General features: G+C 40.9%; 20 protein-coding genes. 13 read left to right on the forward strand and 7 right to left on the reverse strand.

Annotated features, from left to right (window positions below; genetic code table 11):
* Positions 1 to 114 precede the first annotated feature (114 nt).
* Complete coding sequence (locus tag CXF81_RS17105) at positions 115 to 1,296, reverse strand: retropepsin-like aspartic protease (RefSeq protein ID WP_101182533.1); 1,182 nt, start codon at positions 1,294 to 1,296, stop codon at positions 115 to 117.
* A gap of 36 nt (positions 1,297 to 1,332) precedes the next feature.
* Positions 1,333 to 1,908: a thioesterase family protein gene (locus tag CXF81_RS17110; RefSeq protein WP_101182534.1), complete on the reverse strand. Its 576-nt coding sequence runs from the start codon at positions 1,906 to 1,908 to the stop codon at positions 1,333 to 1,335.
* A 36-nt stretch (positions 1,909 to 1,944) separates the two neighbouring features.
* Between CXF81_RS17110 and CXF81_RS17115 the strand changes: the two genes are divergently transcribed.
* From CXF81_RS17115 to CXF81_RS17140, 6 genes are all read left to right on the forward strand, one after another.
* Entirely contained in the window at positions 1,945 to 2,532 is a 588-nt protein-coding gene (locus CXF81_RS17115; RefSeq protein WP_101182535.1) for an elongation factor P hydroxylase, read from the forward strand.
* Positions 2,529 to 3,662 carry an ATP-NAD kinase family protein gene (locus tag CXF81_RS17120; RefSeq protein ID WP_101182536.1) on the forward strand — a complete coding sequence of 378 codons (1,134 nt, stop codon included), beginning with the start codon at positions 2,529 to 2,531 and terminating at the stop codon, positions 3,660 to 3,662. Before CXF81_RS17115 ends, CXF81_RS17120 begins: the two co-directional genes overlap by 4 nt.
* A gap of 159 nt (positions 3,663 to 3,821) precedes the next feature.
* Complete coding sequence (locus CXF81_RS17125) at positions 3,822 to 4,115, forward strand: YfcL family protein (RefSeq protein WP_232771978.1); 294 nt, start codon at positions 3,822 to 3,824, stop codon at positions 4,113 to 4,115.
* Between the two features lie 95 nt (positions 4,116 to 4,210).
* Complete coding sequence (locus CXF81_RS17130; protein WP_101182537.1) at positions 4,211 to 4,852, forward strand: FlgO family outer membrane protein; 642 nt, start codon at positions 4,211 to 4,213, stop codon at positions 4,850 to 4,852.
* Positions 4,849 to 5,598, forward strand: a complete 750-nt coding sequence (locus CXF81_RS17135) for a FlgO family outer membrane protein (RefSeq protein ID WP_101182538.1) — start codon at positions 4,849 to 4,851, stop codon at positions 5,596 to 5,598. The genes CXF81_RS17130 and CXF81_RS17135 overlap by 4 nt, the downstream gene beginning before the upstream one ends.
* A 1-nt stretch (position 5,599) precedes the next feature.
* Entirely contained in the window at positions 5,600 to 6,376 is a 777-nt protein-coding gene (locus CXF81_RS17140) for a FlgO family outer membrane protein (RefSeq protein ID WP_101182539.1), read from the forward strand.
* On the opposite strand, the gene mnmC is transcribed toward CXF81_RS17140, so the two are convergent.
* On the reverse strand, positions 6,359 to 8,452 hold the full coding sequence (gene mnmC / locus CXF81_RS17145; RefSeq protein WP_101182540.1) for a bifunctional tRNA (5-methylaminomethyl-2-thiouridine)(34)-methyltransferase MnmD/FAD-dependent 5-carboxymethylaminomethyl-2-thiouridine(34) oxidoreductase MnmC: 2,094 nt from the start codon (positions 8,450 to 8,452) through the stop codon (positions 6,359 to 6,361). The two genes, CXF81_RS17140 and mnmC, sit on opposite strands and share 18 nt — an antisense overlap.
* Positions 8,453 to 8,976: 524 nt before the next feature.
* Here mnmC and fabB point away from each other — a divergent pair.
* The 5 genes from fabB (at position 8,977) to CXF81_RS17170 (ending at position 17,073) form a co-directional block, all read left to right on the forward strand.
* Positions 8,977 to 10,191, forward strand: coding sequence for a beta-ketoacyl-ACP synthase I (gene fabB / locus CXF81_RS17150; RefSeq protein WP_101182541.1), 1,215 nt, complete (start codon positions 8,977 to 8,979; stop codon positions 10,189 to 10,191).
* Between the two features lie 156 nt (positions 10,192 to 10,347).
* Complete coding sequence (locus CXF81_RS17155) at positions 10,348 to 11,496, forward strand: 4-phosphoerythronate dehydrogenase (RefSeq protein WP_101182542.1); 1,149 nt, start codon at positions 10,348 to 10,350, stop codon at positions 11,494 to 11,496.
* A gap of 48 nt (positions 11,497 to 11,544) precedes the next feature.
* Complete coding sequence (locus CXF81_RS17160) at positions 11,545 to 12,561, forward strand: aspartate-semialdehyde dehydrogenase (protein WP_101182543.1); 1,017 nt, start codon at positions 11,545 to 11,547, stop codon at positions 12,559 to 12,561.
* A 155-nt stretch (positions 12,562 to 12,716) separates the two neighbouring features.
* Positions 12,717 to 15,956 carry a FimV/HubP family polar landmark protein gene (locus CXF81_RS17165; RefSeq protein WP_101182544.1) on the forward strand — a complete coding sequence of 1,080 codons (3,240 nt, stop codon included), beginning with the start codon at positions 12,717 to 12,719 and terminating at the stop codon, positions 15,954 to 15,956.
* Positions 15,957 to 15,984: 28 nt separating this feature from the next.
* Positions 15,985 to 17,073, forward strand: a complete 1,089-nt coding sequence (locus tag CXF81_RS17170) for a GGDEF domain-containing protein (RefSeq protein ID WP_157825582.1) — start codon at positions 15,985 to 15,987, stop codon at positions 17,071 to 17,073.
* A 7-nt stretch (positions 17,074 to 17,080) separates the two neighbouring features.
* Here the strand turns inward: CXF81_RS17170 and CXF81_RS17175 are convergent, their stop codons facing one another.
* Positions 17,081 to 17,437 (reverse strand): outer membrane protein assembly factor BamE, encoded by a 357-nt coding sequence (locus CXF81_RS17175; RefSeq protein WP_101182546.1) that lies wholly within the window; start codon positions 17,435 to 17,437, stop codon positions 17,081 to 17,083.
* 110 nt (positions 17,438 to 17,547) lie between these two features.
* Positions 17,548 to 19,221, reverse strand: a complete 1,674-nt coding sequence (gene recN / locus CXF81_RS17180) for a DNA repair protein RecN (protein ID WP_101182547.1) — start codon at positions 19,219 to 19,221, stop codon at positions 17,548 to 17,550.
* A 638-nt stretch (positions 19,222 to 19,859) separates the two neighbouring features.
* Here recN and purT point away from each other — a divergent pair.
* Together purT and nei are read left to right on the forward strand one after the other, a co-directional pair.
* Complete coding sequence (gene purT, locus CXF81_RS17185) at positions 19,860 to 21,050, forward strand: formate-dependent phosphoribosylglycinamide formyltransferase (RefSeq protein WP_101182548.1); 1,191 nt, start codon at positions 19,860 to 19,862, stop codon at positions 21,048 to 21,050.
* A gap of 451 nt (positions 21,051 to 21,501) precedes the next feature.
* Positions 21,502 to 22,344: an endonuclease VIII gene (gene nei / locus CXF81_RS17190; RefSeq protein WP_101182549.1), complete on the forward strand. Its 843-nt coding sequence runs from the start codon at positions 21,502 to 21,504 to the stop codon at positions 22,342 to 22,344.
* A gap of 140 nt (positions 22,345 to 22,484) precedes the next feature.
* On the opposite strand, the gene CXF81_RS17195 is transcribed toward nei, so the two are convergent.
* Both CXF81_RS17195 and nadK read right to left on the reverse strand, forming a co-directional pair.
* Positions 22,485 to 23,672: an anhydro-N-acetylmuramic acid kinase gene (locus CXF81_RS17195; protein WP_101182551.1), complete on the reverse strand. Its 1,188-nt coding sequence runs from the start codon at positions 23,670 to 23,672 to the stop codon at positions 22,485 to 22,487.
* Positions 23,672 to 24,547, reverse strand: a complete 876-nt coding sequence (gene nadK / locus CXF81_RS17200; protein WP_101182553.1) for an NAD(+) kinase — start codon at positions 24,545 to 24,547, stop codon at positions 23,672 to 23,674. Before nadK ends, CXF81_RS17195 begins: the two co-directional genes overlap by 1 nt.
* Positions 24,548 to 24,630 lie beyond the last annotated feature (83 nt).

The following is a 24,630-nucleotide window of genomic DNA, read 5'->3' on the forward strand; positions in this document are numbered from 1 at the left end:
AAAATCCGAAAAAAAGATCAAGGAACGGTAGATTAAGCACATAATCTACCGTTTTTATTTGTCTATATTATGTGAGCTCAGCGTATTGATTTTAGGCATCGTGTTACTCATTTTTTAGCGCTCAAATAGCGTCATTTTCTGCTTTTCTGGATCAAATCTGAAATCGAAGTTTTTTAATACATTCATACCAAGTAATCCTTGAAACGTTCCGCTGAAGCTCTCGTCAGGTAACACAATCACACTGACATTATTTATAGTGATGTCACCTAAAGTGATGGCTGTTAACTTGAACAGGGGTGCTTCAATGTTTCCTCCCGCTGTTTGTACAGTAAAGCGACCCACAAATTCTTTATCACTTTCGGGTAGTTTGATAAATACACGATTACTAATAGCAGTGGTAGAGGCACCAGTATCGATTAATAGCAGTTGGCTGTAGCTGTCTATTTTAGTCCTCACAAAAAACTGTTGTCCATTACCTAAAACAGGCACCTTTCGTTTCGATAAGCTGGCTGTTTCAGTCACATCATTTTGCACTTCATCGGCAATGTCTGCCGCTGTTGGCGAGTAGATAGAGTTGCGTAATTGTTGCGCTCTAGGGTCATCATAAGGCAGTGCAGCAAGTGCGTTTTCCATTAGTGTTACTTGCCCTTGTTTACCGTATGCTTTTGCTAATCCCATGATATATCGACGGTTTAGAGGATCAATTTGCAGCAAGGGCTCAATGAATGTTGCTAATAAATCCCAGGCAGTGTCACGGCTAAGTTGCTGAATGGCCTTTGAAGTGTTCAATTGAATAATGCGGGTAACCTTATTTTCCTCTTCTTCGGGGAGCATCTTTTCCAATAAATCATAATAAAATACGATTGCGCTGCTAAGTGGCTCGGTATGCAAAATGAAATCAGCTTCTATCAGCCACGCTTTGTAGTCATTTGGATAAAGTTTTAAATATTCACGTAAGGGAAGCTTTAAATCGGCATATTTCTGCCTAGATTGTAGGGTTTGCAGTAGTGTAAATAATTCATCAACCGACATTGCCTGTGGCGCAATAAGCGCATTTATGGCTTGTTGTTGAAGTACCGCATCTTCGGCCTTCCTGACCCGTTCATCAAGGTGTTCTTGACTGAACTTTTTATCCGTATCCGATCTCCCAAAATTAGTAATATTAGGCTCATTCAAGTGCTTGCTTTTGCCCGATAGCGAAGACTGGGGTGCCGTTTTATTGGTGTTTATTTTAAATAAAAAATAGGCATTTAAACTTAAAGAGAGCATCAATATGACAGCAAAGAATTTTTGCATTACTTTGTATCCTATTCCTTTAGTACGTTAACCACATTAGCCTAATTGATGAGCAGATACAGCATTACCGTATATTGCCATAAACTCTCGAGGCATCTTTTTGGGAGAGCCGGTTGAGAGGGCTACGCAAACAAAATGAGTTTGTGCCGTAAATACGGTCTTCTGAGTCCGTATTGAAATAAACTGAAATTCACGGCTTAATCTACATTTGTTGTCACACGACACTATCCAAGTGGCGCAGGCAATTTCATCATGCAAATGCGAAGCCCGTTGATAATTCAATACATGTTGTTGAATAACCATGCCTCGGTCGAGACTTTTATATTCTTGCATGCGCAAACCCAAATAATTGGAATGCTGCCAAGCCAGCGTTTCAAGTTGAGAGACATATGCGACGTTGTTTACATGCTTATACTGATCGATGTGTTGTTGTTGAATATGCCACGTGTTAACAAACGGCAGGTTTCGTTGCCATGCTAGTGCAGATAAGCGCTCGTCGCTGGCATTTTGTATTTGTTGTACCGGTTTGTTCAATTTTGCTTCCTGTTGCTGGATAAAAATTTGCAATCCAGTGCCCAGATTAACTCGATTTACCGTACAATAGGAATTCATTTGTGAACATTCTGTGAATTCAATGAGTTTGTATTTTTGAAAGATCTACTTTTTCCGGTTAATTGCAGCACGATTAAACAAGCCAACGATTTAGTTAAGCTATTTCATTATTGTTTTGCACATACACAAAATACAATTTTGGTTGGCGACGCTGAAGAGCCAATGTATAAACCGAGTAATGACGATTGTCAGTATAATCAGGTAATTTTTACACGTGATTATTTTTCCAGTGCTCTGCATGAAATTGCACATTGGTGTTTAGCCGGAACACAGCGGCGAACCCAAATTGATTATGGTTATTGGTATCTTCCAGATGGTCGCGACCCTAGCCAACAAGCACAATTTGAAACTGTTGAAGTAAAACCACAGGCGGTGGAATACGCCTTTTCACTGGCCTCGAATATTACATTTCGGGTAAGTATAGATAATCTGAAAGGCGGGCAAACGTCTAGCGAAAAATTTGAACGTGCGGTAGAACAACAATTGGCAAGGTTTGTTCAATCGGGCTTTAACGCAAGGACTCAACGGTTTTTAGAGGCACTTCATTACTTTTATGCGACGGCCTCTTTGACTACTCAACAAATTCCTGAACATAAAAAGATCGACTATGGAGCACAAGGTTGAAACGATTATTTAAACTAGGCTTAATAATTAACCCCTATTCAGGCATTGGCGGAGCACTTGCATTAAAAGGCAGTGATGGTGCTGATATTCGCCAACAGGCGTTGATCGGAGGTGCTGAAAAGTTATCAGGCAAAAGAATGGCAATTGCGCTACAAGCGTTATTGCCGCTCAAAAACGAACTTTGTATTTATACTGCATCTGGTGAAATGGGAGAAGATATTCTTGCTTCAATGGGCTTTAATCATGTGGTTGTCTATCAACATCAAGCGCAACAAACTGAATCGGCTGACACAAAAGCGGCCGCACTTGAATTAATCGCGCAATCGGTTGATTTAATTTTATTTGCTGGGGGCGACGGGACTGCCAGAAACATTTGCGAAGTTGTTGAAAATCATTGCCCTGTTGTAGGCGTGCCTGCAGGGTGCAAAATACACAGCGGTGTTTATGCTATTACGCCAAAAGCGGCAGGTAAAGTTGCTGCACAAGTGATCCAAGGCGAACTAGTCAGTTTAATGTCAGGTGAAGTTAAAGACATTGATGAAACTGAATTTAGGGCCGGTAGAGTCATCGCAAAACACTATGGTGAAATGCTGGTGCCTGAAGAATTAAGTTATATTCAAGCAGTAAAAATGGGCGGCAGAGAGTCAGACGAGCTCGTATTGTCAGACATTGCAGCGCATGTGATTGAATTGATGGACGATGAGCCTGATACATTGTTTATCATGGGGTCTGGTTCGACGGTGGATAGCATTATGCAGGAAATAGGCCTTCCAAATACGCTACTTGGCATCGACTTAGTGCAGGGCCAGCAGTTGCTCGCGAACGATCTGACCGCCGCGTCGTTACTAGGTCAGTGTGCAAATAAGCCGGTTAAAATAGTACTTACCCTGATTGGTGGGCAAGGTCATATTCTTGGGCGCGGTAATCAGCAACTATCACCTGAGCTAATTAAAATGGTAAGTAAGCAAAATATCTTAGTCGTTGCTACAAAATCAAAATTACAAAGTTTACAGGGTCGACCTTTAGTTTCTGACTCAGGGGATACTGCACTGGATGAAATGCTAGTAGGTCCAATTCCTGTTATTACGGGTTTTCATGACTTAGTATTATATTCAGTAGGCTCGGTATAAAACTCGAATATGTGCTTTACGGTTATCTATTGCAGTTTGACACTGGATGCCAGAACCTGTTTACCTTGCAAGCGTTGTACATAAGTTTTAGCATCAACAATTACTGACAGGTAAGCTAAATTCACGCACAAAATCCGTTAATATAAAAAGGAGTAAGTTTTGAGTCAAGATTCGATTTTCATCGACAAAGCCGATAAAATGCAAGCACATTTAGATTCATTCATCGTGGACGGTAGCGATCATGAGTTATTCATAGCAAGTTACTTGCATGGCCATTTTGATGTCGCTGTTGCGAATGTTGAAAAATTAATCGAACAGGGCGAAAATAATCCTATTTCAACCTTGCGAGTGACCCTTGATAAACAATTACAAAATGCGTTTGAGAATAATGAACTCAGCACTCCAGATGCTGAACAAGTCAATACCTTGTTCAATTCATTATTCCAATTATAAGTTTTTTCAGTTATAAAATAAATTTCTGCAAAGTGGAACCCTTCTTGCAAACCTGCAAACAAATACAAGAGTTTGCCACTTTGTGAGAAATCGTTTTGAAAAATTCATTTACACCTTATGCCATTTTTATTCTCAGCATGTTAAGTCTGCTGTTGCTGCTAAGTTTGTCGGGCTGTTCGATGATCAATCCCGCGGATACAGAGGCTAAAAACCCAACACCAAGAGCGCTTGGAAATGTTGAATATCATACCAATCAATTGGCAAATGAGCTATTTGCTACCTTGAGACCTGACCGCAACTATCGCTTCGCGGTCGCTGGTTTTGTTCCTGTGGACACATTTAAATCCAATCACAAACTTCAAGAACCGCTTATGCTACTTGGCCAACAGCTGGAGCAAGGCCTAATGACTGAAGCCGTGAAGCGTGGATTTGTTACTCAGGATTACAAAGCGGCAAATACCATCACCATTACGGAAAATTCTGACCGCATTTTGTCTCGTGATGTCGATAAGTTAACCGCAGTGCAACGCGTGGATTTCTTTATTACCGGCACAATCACACAGCAACAACAAGGCGCTGTGGTCAATGCCAGAATTATTAACGCAAGAAGTAAAAATGTGGTTGCCGCTGCAACAAAGTTCTTTCCAGGAGACATGTTTTGGGAAACAGAGCAAGTAACGACTCGCGGTGGAAAACTATACAGAATCGAAAATCAATCTAACGGAGCAGCCCTATGAAGCTTTTAATCACCACTCTTGCACTTGTGACTCTATCAGGTTGTTCAGTGTTGCCAGACATTAGTCTTTTTCGCGGCAACACTAATAAAGATGTGACTGTATCTGAAACCCAAAACGGTATTATTAATATTCAAGGTATAGAAAATACATTAGTAGCTCAAGAGACTCAAGAACAAGGTATTGACGACTTTGGAGCGATTGTAAAACCCACGGTCTATTCTAGCGCGAATGGCGCTTACAAAAGCCGTCCGTTGGCTAAGAATATCGGTGATTATGTGCGTAATATGGCGCAAGACCTAGTATCAAATATGGAATACGTAACGGAACGCACTCCTGTGGCTGTGACGCATTTTTCATTAATTGACAGTGACCTAAAAGAAACCAACCTTTTGGGTTATCAAATTGCCGAATCGTTTGCTCATGAATTTCATAAATTTAGAATGCCTGTAGTGGAGTTTAAAGCGACCCAGTTTATTCGAGTTACTGATAGCGGTGATTTTGTATTATCACGTGATTTTCTTGACCTAACTAGCGCAACACCGATTCAGTATGTATTAACAGGCACAATGACTAAGCATCAGGGCGGTTACATCGTGAATGCAAAAATGCTGGGCATGGAGTCTAGCGTGATCGTGGCAAGTTCACAGATGTTCATTCCATTTTATGTTGTTGACGCCTTGATACCAAGTGAATCAAGTAAGGCGACTCAAATTATTGATGGCGTTAGATTGATAAAAGGTGAGTAATATGACTATCAATAAAAAATTGATTCTAGCAGCAGCGAGTATTGTGTTCTTAAATGGTTGTGCTGTGAGTAAAATGCTAATGGCGGGTTATACGCCACCGCGAACTATCGCTGATCTTTTGCTTGAACAAGAGGGAGGTGAACTGCAATTAAAAGACGATATGCTGTCCAAAGGACGTTTGGGTATTTCACTCGAAAATTATAATGGGGATGCCGGATCATCAATGAACAATGGTATAATAGACGATATGGGTAAAGCAGATTATATGCAGCCATGGCAGGCACCTTCTACGTTGTTTCGCCCTAGTTTTTCGCACAAGTCACTTGCAGATTATGCAGGTCAACTATCCATGCAATTATTGCGCAATAGCGCCGGCATGAAAAAAGATGACTTAATTGGCGTCGCTTCATTTGTGCGTTTAGACAGAAGTTTACAACAAACCAATATTTTGGGTAACCAACTTGCTGAATACTTTATATCGGAAATGCAGAAATTTGGTTTAGCGGTGGTTGATTTTAAGATGACAAGTACAGTTAATATTACGCAACGCGGCGATTTTGTATTTTCGCGAGATTCACTCGCACTCGCCAAAAACATGAAAATGGACCATATGTTGTCAGGTACTATGATTGATAAGTCAAAAGGAGTTCAGATAAATGCCCGGATTATCGCAATTGAGAATGGACGCGTCGTAGCTAGTGCGTCAGTGCTAATTCCGCACTTTATTGCACAAAGCCTGCGTCCCGACCATATTACACGACTACCTGCGACGGATTAAATCCCGCACTACAAAGCGGTTAGGATTAATTGCATTGAGCAATCGATTATCTAGCGGCAACGGCGCTGAACACAGCTGACTTACCAGTATTTCAGCCATTAGTGGGGCGGTTGTTAAGCCCCTTGAACCTAAGCCTGTGAGTAAGTAAACGTTAGACTGTACCGAAGGGATTGGATAGTAATCATCGGCTTTTGCTTTATATAGTTCGCCTAATTCGGTCTTTTGTTTTTCAATTAGCGGAAAAGCCCCAACTACGGGTAGATGATCAGGAAGGCTGCAGCGAATAGCGGCTCTGCCGCGTAAATCATTATCCGGTAAATCATGGCTTAAATTATCGTCACTGACCGCTTTATTTAATGCGAGCTTATTTGACCAAGAAGTATTATTTAAGGCTTGCTGGTGCATGCGTAAATTTAACTCACCTTCACTCTCTCTATACTCAGTATTCATATCATTTTTTACATAAGTTGAGCCCATTGCATGGTGCTCATTATGTGCGGGCGTCATATAACCCTTGTGACATAAAACGGTACTGAGGCCCGACAAACTTGTGTTGGTTGGAACACGTTCTACTTGTCCGCGAGTCATACGAAATGGCAAATCCAGACCGCTTAATAGATGTGATTCGGCTCCGCAAGCAAGTACAACAACATCTGCTGTTGTATCTACAGTAGCCTCAGAGTTATCTTCAAGGTGCTTAAATATCAGTTGCTTCTCCAGTTGGCTCTCAGTTTCCACGATACTGACGAGTCGATGCTGCAGGTAAAGGTTAAAATCACCTTTACCTGCAGCATCGATGCACGCACTCACTAAATCCGGTGGTGATAACCATCCGCCTAATGGCAAATACAAGCTGGGGCTAGTAATGGGTAAATTAGCAATGCTTGAGGCTTGCTCTGGTTCGACCCAATCGACAAGGGATTGAGGCCAAGTCTGTTTGCGCATCATATTTTGATAACGTGCAGTCACACTATCACTGAAGCATAACTGCAAAACCCCGCACCATTGATGTCCAAAGCAATAGCCTTCTAACAATAACTGGTCGTAAAACTGACGAGCATATAAAAAGCTATGGGCATGAATTTGACTGGCAATGCCGGCTTCAGCATTAAGTTGCGGGTAAAAACCGCCTTGTTCATTCCCTGAAGCGCCTTGGGCTAGGGTTTTGTCAGCACAAAATAAACTCACTTTTTTGCCGGCTCTAATGAGTTTTAAGGCACAAATAGCAGCAGCGATACCACCGCCAATGATGGCAACATGTTGTTGTTTTAAGGATTCAGTGCCGGCTGTTGGCGGGTGGCGATGGAATACGGGCGTTTGTCTTGGAGTAACTTGCTCGTTCTTTTCAAGCGTTAAACTACCAACTAGCATTTCCGGTTTGGTGGCAAGCCCTTTGCGTTTTTGTAAAGCAAAACCAACATCTTTGAAGCCTTGTTTGACAATCTCTGTAGTGGCTAATGTCGCAAAAGTCGCCTCGTTTCTACTCAATCGCTTAATTTGTTTAAAAAAAGAAGGTTGCCACATCGATTCGTTATTACTAGGGGCAAAGTCATCTAAAAACCACGCATCAATACGACCTTCTTGGTGTGCATGGGCATGCGTAAATCCTTCAGTGGCATCACCTAACCATAAATCTAAGACAACTTGATTAGCAAACAAGTGGATCCGATGCAAGCCAGATAACGGCATAGGGTAAAGGGCGACCAATGACTCACTTAATGTTGCTAGTTCAGGCCATAACGCCAACGTTGTTTTTAAATCTGCCTTGGTTAAAGGGTATTTCTCAGTGCTAAAAAAATACAGTTGGCTTAGTTGCGACGCGGGATGGTTTTTTCTAAATGTGATGAACTGTTGCGCGGCAACTAGAAAATTGAGCCCTGCACCAAAACCGGTTTCACCGATGTGAAAGCTAGGAAGAGAAGAAGCAGTCCAACGTTCGTTTAGTTTGTTGCTTTCTATAAATACGTGCTGAGTTTCTTGGGTACCGTTTTTACCCGAAAAGCAGACGTCGTTTATTTTACTAGGGGCCGAGGCTCCTTTCTTGTTAACAGCAATGTTGGCATTGGATATTTTCAAAAAATACTTCTCACTCGTCAAATAGAACGGATAGGTTGGTGTTAGATAACGTTAAATTGAATAAATTTCGTTCTTAATTCAGTAAGTCCACCTTTAACTTTCCATATGAATTGCAGGTGTATCCTCGGCGTAGTCAAGCATTAAGAGTATACCATGTCAAAACTTCCTGACACAGTCATGCAGACGACTTAAACCAGCAAAGACGGCACGCCATAAACAGGTTACACTGACTGATGAAGATAATGTTATCGGCTCGTCGCTAGGGCCGTTGTAGCATATGTGACCCTTTTATTTAAGCGATGTTAGTCGAAGGAGCACCGGAAGTTGTAAATATCGGACCAGTTTAGCCACTAAAACCGTTACTATAGCTGACAAAGTAGTGACTACGCTAAATCAAAGTTTACAGATTAACGTCTTCACAGCACAACAAGGCGCGCGAGTTGATTTTAGATGCAGGCTTGCGAAAACTTGCACCGCGCAGTATAAAAATAATAATGAGTTTGCAACAATAAATTAGGTGAAAAATGAGAAGAGCAGTGATTACTGGCCTTGGCATCGTATCGAGCATAGGCAATAACAAACAAGAAGTGACCGATTCATTAAGAGCTGGTCGTTCGGGTATTACCTTTTCCCAACAGTTCGCTGATATGGGGCTTCGTAGCCAAGTTTGGGGAGACCTTAAAATAGATTTGTCCGAGCACATTGACCGTAAAGCTCTGCGCTTCATGGGCGACGCTGCAAGCTATGCGTATATAGCGATGAAGCAAGCGATAGAAGATGCCGGATTGACAGAAGAGCAGTATTCCGATGAACGAGTGGGTATCATTGCCGGTTCTGGTGGAGCATCTTCTGAAAATCAAGTGATATCAGCAGATATCTTGCGTGAGAAAAGTGTAAAACGCATTGGCCCTTACATGGTAACTCGTTGCATGGGCAGCACAGTTTCAGCTTGTTTGGCAACTCCCTTTAAGATCAAAGGCGTGAACTACAGTATTTCTTCTGCCTGTGCAACAAGTGCACATTGTATTGGTAATGCGCTAGAAATGATTCAGTTAGGCAAGCAAGACATGGTTTTTGCGGGTGGTGGAGAAGAATTGCATTGGGCTCTATCAAGCCAGTTTGACGCAATGGGTGCGCTATCAACTAAATATAATGATGATCCAACAAAGGCATCGCGAACATACGACGCTGAGCGCGATGGTTTTGTCAGTTCTGGTGGCGGTGGTATGGTCGTTGTGGAAGAGTTAGAGCATGCATTGGCGCGCGGTGCAAAGATATATGCTGAAGTTGTAGGCTACGGTGCTACATCTGACGGTCATGATATGGTTGCACCATCCGGTGAGGGTGCTGTTAGATGCATGAAACAAGCATTGCAAGGCATTGACCAACCAGTAGATTATTTGAATACTCACGGCACATCGACACCCGTTGGAGATGTAAAAGAGTTAGAAGCAATTCAGACCTTGTTTGGCGAAAATAGTCCGCCGATGAGTGCAACAAAATCACTCACCGGTCATGCATTAGGGGCTGCGGGTGTAAACGAAGCTATTTATAGTATGCTGATGATGGAAAACGACTTTATCGCACCTTCAATTAACATTGAAAACTTAGACGAAGCTGCAAAAGGGTTGGACATTGTGACCCAAACTAGGGAAGCAAAGTTAGAGCTTGTTATGTCTAATAGCTTTGGTTTTGGTGGCACTAATGCTACCTTGGTATTTAGAAAATATCACGCTTAACTGCCTTTTAGCCTGCTCGCACACTTTGGGCATGTTTAAACAATGAATAAAAAAACCATTCAATATTGAATGGTTTTTTTATATCATTTTTAGTTGGCAATTTTTACCAACCGTAAGCATTATTTTTATTAATGTATAAAGCATGGAGAATAGTAATTGAAGATCTTGTACGATACAGCAATGCCCTATGCCGATGCTTTTTATTCCAGCTTAGGCGAAGCAAAAGCGTTTGAATCAGGCAGCTTAACGTCCGAAATGCTGGTTGATATTGATGCCTTATTTGTGCGTTCAACAACCAAAGTGGATGCTGAATTATTACAAAAAGCCAATAAATTAACATTTGTCGCGACCGCAACAGCAGGTTTCAATCACCTAGATATTGATTATCTAGAGCAAAATAATGTGAAATGGTATGCGGCGGGTGGTTGCAACGCGACGGCCGTAGCGGAGTATGTAATGAGCGCTATTTTTCAGCTTGCGTCTGAAGATAAATTCGATCCGTTTATTAAAAAAGTAGCTATTATTGGGGCCGGAAATGTAGGAACAGCGCTAGCTGATATCTTAAAGGGCTTGCAGATAAACTGTGTTTTGTGTGATCCACCTTTACAAAAAACGGGTGACCAAAGGTCATTTATAAATTTTGAAGCTGCAATGCAGGCCGATATTATTTGCTTGCACACCCCACTTGTAACGAAAGGTGATTTTTCTACCTTGCATATGTTCGGTAATGACGAATTATTAACGCTATCTGCGCATCAATATCTTATTAATGCTTGTCGAGGTGAAGTCATTGATAATGACGCGTTGTTAAGCTGTTTTGAAATGGGTAAAAAATTAAATGTTGTCCTCGATGTGTGGGAAAATGAACCCTTAATCAAACATGAATTAATCCCTCATGTTCGCATAGCAACAGCGCATATTGCTGGGCATACCTTGGAAGGTAAAGCGAGAGGGACATCAATGGTTTATGACGCATTTTGTCGTCACGTCAATAAACAAAATGTGCTTAAACTAGAACAATTCCTACCTGATTTCAAAAAGAACCTGTGCGTGGATCCATCATTTTCAACTTTTAAACAATTATTTCAGATGGTTAAGTATATGTATGACATCAAAAAGGATGATGGTATTTTCCGCGCTCGCATGGCAAAATCAGAGGCGTTTGCTGACATTCGAAAACATTATCCAATGAGACGAGAATTTAGCGCAGCACAGACTGAGTTTACTGCTGGTATAGGACAAAAAAAGAATAACAAGAACGTGGCACAAATAGCTGCGTCAATAGGGTTTAAAATAGCCAACTAACGATACTCGTTTAATCTAGTCATAATTTTATTTTGGAGATATTTACTCATGCCGCAAGCGTTCGACGTTGCTGTTTTAGGTGCCACCGGTTTAGTTGGTCAAATAATGATAGAGCTGTTGGAAGAACGAAATTTTCCTATCAATAAACTATATCCGCTTGCTAGCGAACGTTCAGCAGGTGGTAGCATTAAATTTAAAGGCGAAAAAATAACGGTTTTAAATGCTGATGAATTTGATTGGTCAACAGTTCAATTCGGATTTTTTTCTGCTGGAGGTAGTGTTTCTGCAAAATACGCGCCTATAGCCGCTGAAGCAGGTTGTGTTGTTATCGACAATACTTCTGAGTTTCGCTACGAAGCCGACATTCCGCTAGTTGTGCCAGAAGTCAATCCACATGCTCTAGCTGACTTTAGAAATCGAAATATTATCGCTAACCCTAACTGTTCAACTATTCAAATGATGGTTGCATTAAAACCGATCCATGATGCAGTTGGTATAGAGCGTATTAACGTGTGTACATATCAATCTGTTTCCGGTGCGGGAAAAAGTGCCATGGAAGCGTTGGCTAAACAAACTGCAGAGTTGTTAAATGCAAAAGCCATTACGGGAGACGACTTTTCCCGTCAAATCGCGTTTAATGTTATTCCGCAAATTGATGTTTTTTTAGATAATGGCTACACCAAAGAAGAAATGAAAATGGTGTGGGAAACGCAAAAAATTATGGGTGATGACAGTATCTTAGTCAATGCGACGGCTGTGCGAGTGCCTGTATTTTATGGCCATGGTGAAGCTATTCATATTGAAACACGTCAACAAATTGATGCTGAAGCAGTGAAAGACTTACTGCGCAATGCGCCGGGTGTCACATTGTATGACAAACCTGAAGATTTTCCGACTCAAGTTTCATCAGCAAGTGGCAATGATTCAGTGCACGTGGGCCGGGTTAGAAATGATATTTCCCATTCACATGGAATTAATCTTTGGGTTGTCTCTGACAACATTAGAAAAGGTGCTGCGACTAACAGTGTGCAGATAGCAGAGACATTAATTAGGGATTATCTGTAAATTTAAGTAATTAGATGCCGATAGGTTATTGTGGTTATATCAATAGTTAATCGTGTTATTGGTACAATAATTTTCTTTGTCAGTTACTGAGTAGTATTTATTAACTGGACGCATTTGGTATACCAGCCTTAATTTGGAGAGTGGAAACAATTACTATGAAGTGGTCTTTATTACTCATTCGTGCAATTTTTGTTGCTGTTTTATGTTTTACAGCAGCATCAAATGCAGTCGCTCAAGGAACCCAAATCCAAGGTCCTCGTGACGCCGCTGATGTTTATTCAGGGGTTGTTTATGGTCCCATAGACCGCTCGGATACATTATGGGCTATTTCCAGTCAATATCGAAAAAGTCAGCAGTTCACTGTTTATCAGGTGATGCTAGCCATCTATGAACTAAATCCTCAGGGATTTGTAAATCGTAACTTTAATACGATGGTCAATGGCACAACGTTACAACTTCCGACCGACCGTTATATTGCTAGAATCGATCCTCAACGAGCAAGAGTAAAAGCACAGCAAGATGACCTTGCATTTACGCAATCTGCAGGTCGCCAAGGACAAAACACAGATAACACGTCTGGCGCTCAGCCTGAACCAACCAACTTAAAGCCTGATGTACCTCTAGTTAATAAAAAAGAGTTAGATGCGGCAGAAAAACAATTTCAACTGCAAATAAATTCACTTAAGCGACAACAAGCAGGCATTGTTAATGATTTTAAACAACAGCTTGAACAATCAATACAAGCGACCCAAAGTATTGTAGATGAAAACAAACTGGTGCTTGGAGAGTTAGCTAAAAAAGATGAAGAATTCATTGCGCTTAAAACTGAACTATCCGAAAGTTTTCAAGCAAAATTAGATGACCAGGCGGCACAAATTCAAGAATTACGTGAATTTGTAGCGTCAGCAAAAAGGCAAGATAAAGCGGAACAAGAAGATTCATTTGGCACGCTAATAAGAAAACCCATTTTTATTATTATCGCCACTACAGTGGCCTTTTTTCTTGTCTTTGTATTGGTGGCATTATTACTTCTACGTAAGCCAAAAAATGAAAATGTAGACACTGAAGAAAAAGATGCGGAGAAGATCTCATTAGATGATCCAGTATCAAAAGATGCCGATGAATTACTGGCAATATTAAATGGAGATGATATTTCTGATGATGACTTATTAGACGATATTTTATCTGATGAGTTAGAAGAATCTATTGATGAAGTTGCGCTAGATTCGAATGATTTCGGCGAAATTGATGATAAAATGTTGGTGCCTAATCAAAGAACTAAAAAGTCACAAGACGAACTTAATGATGCACTATCAGACCTCGCCAGTGACGACATAAGCCTTGATGGTGACATGCTCAATGAGTTAGATGTCGATGACATTGACCTCGATAGTCGCGACAGCAGCATTGATGAATCAGCCGCTTTTGATGGCTTAGACGATGAGCCTAACGAAGTTGATATTGACAGTATACTTGAAGAACAGAATGTTGATATTAGCCAAGTTGAGGCGGATGCGAGTAAACAGCTCCGTGAAGGTGATGATCTATCTGACGACGGTACGTCATTTGCTGAAAATTTAGCAGAAGCGGATTTGCTGCCAATACAAGATGATGATGAGCAGTCTGAAATTGATATTGATGATTTGTTAGAACAGTCTGCGCTAGATGGAGACGTGCCTAGAGGTCTATCACTAGGACGTTCCGGTGAGATAGACGAAAAAGTTATCGAGCAAATTGAAGCTGAAATTGCAGAAAAAAATATTGAACTCAATACGTTAACCGAGAGTTTTGATGAAGAGTTAGCGAACAATGATTTTGTGGATGACGAATCTGATATAGACGATGATGACCTTGAGTTGAATATCACAGGCGCATCGAATTCTGATACCCAAAAAGCAATAAGGCCATTAGACGAACTTACTAAAGGACTTGAGGAAGATATAGCGGACGCGATTGCGAATCAAGACGACGATTTGGTTGAGGTCTTGGATAGCCAAAATCTTGATGATCCGCTAAGTGACGAACTACTTATAAACCTAGGCGCTGAACTATCTGACGACGATATAGACGCAGATATTGAACATTTATTAACTCAGCCTCTTGCAGATGAAATCGATGACGTAGATATCGATTCAGCTTCAGTATTAGAAGATAGTCTAAATGAGTTGCAAACAGGCACGATTGATTTTGAGCAACACGAAGAATTAACTGATGATCTCGACGATGCCTTGTTAGATGAAAATAGTCGATTAGCTAGCGACTCGGCTGTTCTTGAATTGACCGACGATGAAGACGAAGATCCAGAAGATATCGATATTGATTCGGTGCTAGATGACAGTTTAAATGACTTGATTAATAACCAACTCGAAGACAGTGACATTGATTTAGACGCGGATGACAGCTTTAAGCTTGATGAGTTAAAATCAGAGTCAGAGTCAGAAGCTAAACATAATCACCATCTTGATTCTGAGCGCGCACTTGAAGATCCCATCGCTAAGGTTGAAAGTAGAGAAGATAAGCATCAAGAACTAGATGACTTCTCGCCCGATATGCTGACGGAATTAGACTCAGCTGATGCTTTAGATGAAATTGACTTAGATGATATTGAATTAGATGATATCGAATTAGACAATTTACCTGATTTAACTATACCTGATTTATCCTTAATTGAAGCAGATGAATCAGAGTCTGAAAATGGCCTTGGCCTTGATGATATTCCTAGTTTTGCTAATGCAGAAACGTCATTTGACCCTGAACAGGGGAATGCTTCTACTGGATCCGACGACGGTTTGTTAGATTTACCGGGGCTAGATGATTGGCTCGAAGATGGCGACGGTGATGACGAGCTTGCGCAAGCATTGGATAAGTTCAAGGAAACAGATTCAGAAGAGGACGTTTTGCGTGAGATTGAAGATTCGGATTTTGACTCATTATTGGCAGAAATGGGCAATTTTTCTGACCAAAAAACTGCTGCTGAAATAGATAAGCGGATTGATGAAGATCCCATTGAAGCCGGCACGGACAAGATAAAGACTGATACAATAGATAATCCGGATCTAGATTTGACGGCCCTGTTTGATGAATCGACTGTTGATAATTCAAAGGACTTTATTGATGTAGACAGCCTGTTACAAGAAAGTGAGCACTTAACGCCAGCAACAGATGATGAGTTAGCACTTGATCTCGATATGTCACTGGACAAATTTTTAAATAAAGAACCCGAAATTGATGTTGATTTAGATGCTGATCAATCGAGTAATCTAGACTTAGCTCGAGTTTATATCGATATGGAAGATAATGAAGCTGCTATAGAAGTCTTAGAAGAAGTCTTGCAAAAGGGTAATGAGGAGCAAAAGGAAGAAGCTCAAGGACTATTGCAACGGCTGACGGACTAATTAAGTGGTTACTGGAGTATCAAATAGCGTGATCACTCATAGCCCTGATTTAGAACTAGATATCTTTTTAGCAAAGTCGACTTTAGTATTCAAGAAATGGTCGTTTCTGATGAGTTTGATTATTTATTGCGGCTTTACTGCAATGGATCTGTTTCGATTTCCACCCGAAATTTTTATGACAACCATTCCGGTTAGGTTTTTGTTTGTTATTATTCCCCTCACTATTGCCGTTTTTGTTCACTGGACTAAGCCCATATTAAGAACCCGAGATTACCTTGGTCTAAATTTAACTGTTTATCTAAATGCAGGTGTGGTGCATATTTTCGTGTTTGCCTTAGTAAGAGCAAATATAGACACTCAGTATTCTGAATTAGGCTTCGTGTTATTGATTTTATTTGGCTGCTTGATGGCTGCACTGCCACTTGTACCGACCGCAATAGTGAGTACCTTGTTGCTAATAATTATGTTTTTAGTTAACTCCCAAGGTAATGGAATAGCATTAGAAGTTGGTTTTCAAGTTGCTGTTTATGCGAGTGTCATTGTCATGTGCCTGATTATTAATGCCAGCTTGAAACGTCTGTTGACAGATAATTACAATGTTATCCAGCAATTTTATGGTGACTCGATAACTGACGGGCTTACCGGCCTAAAAAATAATCGCTACTTTGTAAAACAAACACTGCTTCTCATACAGCAAGCGAAAACAGCAAATAAAGAAGTGTCGCTAGTTATCATTGATATCGATAATTTTAAAGACATAAATGATAAATACGGGCACGCTTATGGTGACGACTGCTTATCAAACCTGGGTATTATATTAGGCTCAGTGTGCAATAGGAAATATGACTTTCCATGCCGCCTCGCGGGCGATGAGTTTACGATTGTCATGTACGATGCAACGCAAGAAGACATTAAGAAAGTGTGTCAAGATATATTAACTGATATTCAACTTCACGATGTGGAGGTGTCAATTGGCACTGCAACCACACTTATTACCGATGACATGCCTGCCATAGCGATTAAAGATATTTTATTTGAACAAGCAGACAGGGCGCTTTATAGAGCCAAGGACAATGGCCGAAATATGTTTTTTTCGGCCGCTGATTTGGTGACTTAATTATTACTTAGGCATCAAGGGGTATGTCGAATTCTTCGGATAGCTCAAAATCACCTTCAACCTTAACTAGTTTCCCGTCTATAAAATCAATAATCAGGTCTTTTTTGAAGTCTTCTCCACGCACGCTCATGCCACGCTTCATTTCATACACATAATACCAAGTGTTTTTATCAAAGGAGTCTTCAACAACAGGGCGTCCCAATACATATATTACCTGTTCTTTTGTCATACTGATCCTGAGCTTTTTTACGTCTCTATCATCAAGATAATTACCCTGAGGTATATCGATCCGATATATCCAGTTTTTACAAGCAGAGGTAGTCAATATCATTGCAATGATAATCAGTAGTTGTGTTAACTTCATTTAATAATCCGAATTAGTAGTACTTTTATATTGGAAGGCAGATGCCCAAATTCATAGGCACAGATGCTACCCACTAATATGAGACCATTCAACTTTTAATTAGTTCTTATTTACAATTTTAAAAGATCTTTAGCGTTTGCAATAGCGGTATCGGTTAATTTATCACCAGCGAGTAGTCGTGCTATCTCATTTACACGGTCATGTTCAGTTAACCTCAACATTTTTGTTTCGGTAGTATCACCGTCGGTTAACTTAGTAACAAACAATTGATTATGACCATGCGCAGCAACTTGAGGTAAATGTGTTACGCAAACAACCTGAGATACTTCTCCGAGTTTTCGCAATAAACGCCCAACAATAGACGCGGTCGGTCCACTGATACCAGTATCAACCTCATCAAATATCATTGTAGGAACCTGATTGCCGCTTGATGTAATAACTTGGATCGCTAAACCAATTCGAGAAAGCTCGCCACCAGATACCACTTTGTCTAATGCATCAGCCGGTTGGCCAGGGTTAGTGGTTACCTTAATTAGCACGTCGTCCTTGCCGTTGGGGCTAGGTGTTGCGGTTTCGTCATAATCAACATCAATAAATATTTTTGCGTGCTGCATGTTCATGTCTTTCACATGAGATTCAATCTTACTGGCAAGGCCCTTCGCGCTCTCTGTTCTGGACTCATGTAACTTGCGAGCCGCCGCTTCATATTCTTGGCGCTGTGCCTCGCAGTCTTTGCTTAATGCAGACAAGTTATTTTCGTCTTTAAGCAGTTCAGCATACTCTTTAGCTAGTTGCATGTGCGTATTGTATAAATTCTCTGGTTTAACATGATGCTTTCTGGATAGGTCCATTGCTTCAGAATAGCGCTGCTCAACCTGTTGTAATTTCATTGGATCTATTTCTAACTGATCACAATATTGGCGAATTTCCTGAGATGCTTCTTCAATTTGAATAGCCGCCTCGCTGAGCATTTCTACAATGGGACCGAGTGTTGGATCGTGTTCCTGTAACTCAGATAAATTATCAACGCTGCTTTGTATTGCTGAAAGTGCGTTGAAGTCCTCGTTTTCATATAATTGATAGAAACTGATTTGGGCTTGCTCTAACAAGGTTTGACTGTTGCTGAGGCGCTTATGCTCTAGTTCTAGTTGCGAAAACTCTTCTTCGCCAATGCTATATTCGTCCAATTCTTGAACCTGATACTCAAGTAAATTTTTACGGTCGGTTCGTTGCTTCTGCGCAGAGACCAATTGTTTTAATAACTGCTGTTTTTGCTTTAAGTTATCGTAAGCCATACTGACGTCAGTTAAGAGCGGTTTGTGCCCCGCGAAATTGTCTACTAGCTTGCGTTGATTATCCGGTTTTAACAACTGGTAATGCGCATTTTGTCCATGAATACTGACCAAATACTGACCAAGCGACTTGAGTTGATTTAAAGAAACGGCGACACCGTTTATGAATGCTTTTGAACGACCTTCGTTGCTCACTAGTCGCCGAATAAAACATTCGTTCGGATTGTCTTCTTGAAGTAATTCATTTTCTTCTAGCCAAGCTTTCGCTAATGGTACTTTCTTAATGTCAAAATGCACGACAACTTCTGCTTTTTCAGCTCCTTTTCTTACAGATGCAGCGTCCGCGCGATCCCCAAGACAGAGGCTTAAGGCATCTATTGCAATTGATTTACCCGCACCGGTTTCGCCAGTAATGACGGTCAAACCGTGCGCGACATCGATCCCAATTTGTTTCACAACGGCGAAGTTTTTAACTGAAATATGAGCAAGCATTTTAAATATACCTAAAAGAATAAACACTGGTAATATATACAGTGTTTTGAGCAGTGTAAAGACCAGTTTATCTGTGGGCACCGAATTAAGTTTGCGAGTGGAGAATAAAGTTTTTGAATCGAATGAAGTTTGTGAATAGAATCAAGGGTGCCCATTCATTTTCAAGGTTTTCGCATCAGTAATATATTACTGTTTAACTTATATTATTTGAAAAATAAACTGTCAAGCAATCCAGCCGATGGTATGCCTGTTTTTTGAGTTTTTAATAATGGAGTCGCCTTTATTGCATTGTTTTGTGCTTCATTCCAATGGCTAAAACCTATATTAAACTCAGATTAATAAGCTAACGCTTCAATTGCATTTTGCATGTAACTATTTTTTATATGTATCGATTGATGTTTGTCATATTTCGATTGCTTCGGCACTTTTGCAAACGCACGCCACACGCTACTGTGACGGATATACCGGCAAAATTGGTTTTTTTGAGAGGGGGGTGAGCTTATCCGCACGCCATCGACATCTGAGTCCTTAATAACACCAAAGGCCAGATAGGCCTTTTTTCACCAACCCGTCCTTCCTTTTCTGATATTATGTTGTCGTGAATAATCCCTTTTAATGTCAACAATGAGTTCCATATCATGAGTGTATCTATTTTCGGTAGTGCAAAATCAAATAGCGCAACAAAAGCCCTTTTATTAGGGTCCGGCGAACTTGGTAAAGAAATTGCCATTGAATTACAACGACTGGGCATTGAAGTGATTGCTGCAGATAGCTATGCAAATGCACCTGCAATGCAGATAGCACACTCTTCATATGTACTGAATATGCTTGATGGGGAGCGCTTAGAAGAAATTATTCGTAAAGAACAGCCTGATTTTATTATTCCTGAAGTTGAAGCGATTGCGACACCGTCGTTAATAAAATTAGAGGCCGAGGGCTTTAATATCGTGCCGAGTGCGCGTGCAACAAAGCTAACAATGGATAGAGAAGGTATCCGGCGCTTGGTCGCCGAAACACTGGTGGTGAAAACATCCCCTTATGTCTTTACTGACAGCAAAGAAGAATATCTGCGAGCCGTTAAAGAGCTTGGTATTCCCTGCGTTATTAAACCGGTAATGAGTAGTTCAGGCAAAGGTCAAAGCGTTATTAAGTCAGAAGCTGATTTAGAGTCCGCGTGGACTTATTCTCAAGAAGGTGGTCGCAGCGGCGCTGGACGTGTCATTGTAGAAGGTTTTGTACCCTTTGATTATGAAATTACATTACTAACCGTCAGTGCTGTTGATGGCATTCATTTTTGCGCTCCTATTGGCCATCGTCAAGAAAATGGTGATTACCGTGAATCGTGGCAACCACAAATAATGTCTCAATTGGCACTGCAAAAAGTACAACAAATCGCTGCAAAAGTAGTTAAAGAACTCGGTGGCTATGGCCTCTTTGGTATGGAGTTTTTTGTCAAAGATAATGAAGTCTACTTTAATGAAGTTTCACCACGTCCCCACGACACAGGCTTAGTTACACTGGTATCTCAAGATCTATCGGAGTTTGCCTTGCATGTCCGAGCTATTTTAGGTTTGCCAATAGGCGCTATCAAGCAATATGGCCCAACAGCGTCAAGTGTCATTTTAGGTAATGGTAAATCTCAAGATATTAAGTTTGCTCAATTAAGCCAAGCGTTAGGTTTAGTGGCCGGTTCTCAGGTACGTTTATTTGCGAAACCAAATATCAACGGCACACGCCGCTTAGGTGTGGCTATTGCGCGCGGCGAAAACACAGAACAAGCGATAGAAAATGCTAAATTAGTATCAAGTAAAATTGAAGTGCTTTATTAAGGTTAAACTTCAACCGCAGCTGAGCAATTCACTTTAGTGAATAGTAAAAATCTGATGAGCATTGATTTTGCGTCGCAATGGTCTTAATAACTCCCCTCAAGCTAAATGAAGGCGATGCTGCCATTATTCGATAATTTTTACCGAGTGTCTCTCAATAATGATAGTGTATATTAAACAAAATCAATGCGACACCTTCGAGTTAGAAAGTGCGGATCACCTATATTTTCGACTTTGAAAGGGGGGCGGCATTATGTTCGAAAACCCAATGGATATCTAGGCTAAACAATGATGATAATGTAAAATATAGCATTCAAAATAAGCACTGTTGGAAAGAACTGATCGCGGTAAGGTCAATATCGTATATAGCTATTAAGCGGTTTACGGTCGACGTTTTTCTAGTAATGCCGATACGTCGGTTTACTTATCTTTTTGAATTATTAAAGGAATCAATATGCCAGAAGGTCCTGAAATACGCCTTGCCGCTGATAAAATAGCAAAGGTCATTGAGGGCAAAGTAATTGAAGATATTGAAGTAGGTTTGCCTCGTCTTCTTGAACCTTCACAAAAACTGAAGGGAATCAAAGTTGAAAAGGTTGAAACTCGTGGCAAAGCCATGTTGATACATTTTGCTAATGGGCTCACAATTTACTCCCACAATCAGCTTTACGGTGTTTGGAAAACAGCCAAGCGTGGTCATCTTCCCAAAACTAATCGCTCCCTGCGTTTGGCTTTACATACAAAGCAAAAAAGCGCCTTGCTATACAGTGCCTCCGATATCGCAGTATATGATCAAAGTGAACTGGTGCAACACCCCTTTTTGAGTAAAATTGGGCCTGATATTTTGAACAGTGGACTACGATGGGAAGTCGTTGCCGAGCGCTTGCTGCAGAGCCGCTTCTGCAATAGAGGTTTAAGTGCATTGTATTTGGACCAGCACTTTATCGCGGGAATTGGCAATTACTTGCGTACTGAAATATTGTTTGCTGCCGGCGTCCACCCTGACTTTAAACCCAAGCAACTTGACTCAAAACAAATCGAAAGCCTTGCTAGGCAAACGTTAATTATTGGTAAGCGTGCCTACGATACAAAAGGGCACACCTTATTGCCAACTTTGAGCAAAAAACTGGCTAAAACAAAAGGCAGCTATGAAAGCGTCCGTTTTATGGCCTTTAACCGTGAAGGTTTGCCTTGTCGTTATTGCGTGCAGCCTATTGTAAAGGCGAAGCGCAATGGTAGACGAATATATTGGTGTGAGAGTTGTCAGCTCACAGTGTCACTTGGTATCAAAGTTTGAACCTGTATTGGACCCCCAGACCTTGAAAATGGGCGTTTGAAAATCCCAAATTATCGCCAGTTGTTGAGCGTTGTGGTAACGACAGATGTTTTTATCAGATTATTCAGTGGCGTAGGACAAGTTGACGTGCTTACTTCAGTTTAGGAAGGGAAAGAAACTTTACCCATACTTACATTGGGCTGATTGCTTTTATTACTTAAAAAGGCACGTTCATTGCCAGCGACACATTCGTTTGCAATGACGGCAAACAGGATTGCTTCTTTTGCATCTGTATTAATACCTAATTTGTTGGTTGAAAATACAGGCCTAGCAAGTAACTCAGAAATATTCTCTAACAAAAGCGGATTGTGTATGCCACCGCCGCTGATATAAACCGTTGATAATTCAGGTAATTGATTAATTGTATTGACAATAGAATGGGCAGTAAAGGCATTTAATGTCGCCATTTGATTGGGCACACTGAGGTCCTCCAAATGCAGCGATTTTAGCTGAAAAGTAAACCAATCGAGATTAAACGTTTCTGGGCCAGTGGTTTTAGGCAAAGGTAAATTAATAAAGGGATGCTGCAATAGCTGCGTTAGCAATAACTTATTTACGTTTCCTTGCTTGGCAATTTTTGCGTCCTTATCGAAATCATGGTCGCTATATTCTCTGGCAAGGGCATCCATTAAGGTATTGCCGGGACCAATATCCGAACAGATAACATTATCAAAAGAAGCGTTTGAGGGCAGGTAAGTGATATTTGCAATACCACCTATATTCAACAGCGTGCGATGTTCTTGCTCACTACTTAACAGTAAATAGTCGCCATATATTGCAAGAGGCGCCCCTTCGCCGCCATGGGCGATGTGCTTTTGGCGAAAGTCACTGATTGTTATTATCCTGGTACTAGCTGCAATATGATCGCCATCGCCAATCTGTAAGGTGCTGTTAGGCTGGTTTTTGATTTGATGCAAGGATGATGGTCGATGGTAAATAGTTTGGCCATGACTGGCGATCAAGTCGACGCTGTCATTGGGTACTTTCCAGTTAAGTAAGGCTTGATTAATCATCTTTCCATGCAAATGACCAATTTGAGCGTTCAGCAAACAAAGTGAGTCCAAGGACACACTTTGTTTAGCAAATACTTGCTGGATTGCGCTTTTCAACTCTTTGCTATAACCAATGGTGGTGTATTCTTCACACCGCAATGTCGCCGATTTTCCGTTCCCAGTTATTCTGCACAGAGCAATATCGAGGCCATCCAGCGATGTGCCGCTCATCAAACCAATAATTAGACGCTCAGGCGCCGTCGCTATATTTTTAAGCTTTTCAATATGCTGCAGCATTAGTAGAGTTTACTGCCCCAATTAAGTTTGGTGCGCAATACATTAAAATAATTATAGTCAGGTGGATGCACCAAATGGAGTTTATCTGGGCTTTTGCGAATACGTACTTCATCTCCCGGCATCAATGAAATAACGCTGTGACTATCACAACTTACTTGCAGATTATCCGTATTAACACCCGATACTTTTAAGGTTATTTCGCTATTAGCATCGACAACAATAGGTCGACTACTCAGGGTATGTGGAAACATAGGAACAAGCGTAAGCGCATCTAACTGCGGCATTAGAATAGGACCACCACCAGATAATGAATACGCAGTTGACCCCGTGGGCGTGGCTATAATTATGCCGTCTGAGCGTTGACTAAAAACAAACTGGTCGTCTACATAAAGCTCAAACTCCATCATGTGGGCCACTTTGCCATGATGCAGCACTATCTCATTTACTGCGGAATTTGTATCTTGATGCTCATCATTTCTAAACACGTTAGCTTCTAATAGAAAGCGCGCTTCTCTATATACCTTGCCTTCGAAAATATGCGCAATTTGACGGCTAATATCTTCTGGATTAATGTCGGTAAGGAAACCCAAATTTCCACGGTTCACACCAACAACATCAGTGTCAAATTTGGCTAATACACGAGCAGCACCAAGCATATAGCCGTCACCACCAACCACAATAGCCAGTTCGGCACGTTCACCGATAGTATTAAGCGCGCAGATTTCCAAAGAACGATCGTCGAGTTCTTCTTTTATGCTTGCCTCTACCAAAATAGTACAGTTTCTTTTTTTTAGTTCGCCAACAAGTACATTGAGACTTACCCGGCTGCCTTCATGGTCTGCTTTACCAATTAAGCCAACGGTTGAATAACTCATTAATTGTTCTCTGGTAATTATTATGCTTGTGTGACGTAACTTTTACTTAATTGGCAGTGACTTGCAAGCCTAAATTTACAATC

This window comes from Glaciecola sp. 33A (assembly GCF_002836745.1).
GTDB lineage: Bacteria > Pseudomonadota > Gammaproteobacteria > Enterobacterales > Alteromonadaceae > Glaciecola.

Coding starts and splice junctions, on each gene's coding strand:
- CXF81_RS17165 (WP_101182544.1), top strand. CDS start 12,717: ATGAAGTGGTCTTTATTACTCATTCGTGCAATTTTTGTTGCTGTTTTA.
- CXF81_RS17135 (WP_101182538.1), top strand. CDS start 4,849: ATGAAGCTTTTAATCACCACTCTTGCACTTGTGACTCTATCAGGTTGT.
- CXF81_RS17160 (WP_101182543.1), top strand. CDS start 11,545: ATGCCGCAAGCGTTCGACGTTGCTGTTTTAGGTGCCACCGGTTTAGTT.
- CXF81_RS17105 (WP_101182533.1), bottom strand. CDS start 1,296: ATGCAAAAATTCTTTGCTGTCATATTGATGCTCTCTTTAAGTTTAAAT.
- recN (WP_101182547.1), bottom strand. CDS start 19,221: ATGCTTGCTCATATTTCAGTTAAAAACTTCGCCGTTGTGAAACAAATT.
- fabB (WP_101182541.1), top strand. CDS start 8,977: ATGAGAAGAGCAGTGATTACTGGCCTTGGCATCGTATCGAGCATAGGC.
- nei (WP_101182549.1), top strand. CDS start 21,502: ATGCCAGAAGGTCCTGAAATACGCCTTGCCGCTGATAAAATAGCAAAG.
- CXF81_RS17195 (WP_101182551.1), bottom strand. CDS start 23,672: ATGCTGCAGCATATTGAAAAGCTTAAAAATATAGCGACGGCGCCTGAG.
- nadK (WP_101182553.1), bottom strand. CDS start 24,547: ATGAGTTATTCAACCGTTGGCTTAATTGGTAAAGCAGACCATGAAGGC.
- CXF81_RS17175 (WP_101182546.1), bottom strand. CDS start 17,437: ATGAAGTTAACACAACTACTGATTATCATTGCAATGATATTGACTACC.
- CXF81_RS17140 (WP_101182539.1), top strand. CDS start 5,600: ATGACTATCAATAAAAAATTGATTCTAGCAGCAGCGAGTATTGTGTTC.
- purT (WP_101182548.1), top strand. CDS start 19,860: ATGAGTGTATCTATTTTCGGTAGTGCAAAATCAAATAGCGCAACAAAA.
- CXF81_RS17110 (WP_101182534.1), bottom strand. CDS start 1,908: ATGAATTCCTATTGTACGGTAAATCGAGTTAATCTGGGCACTGGATTG.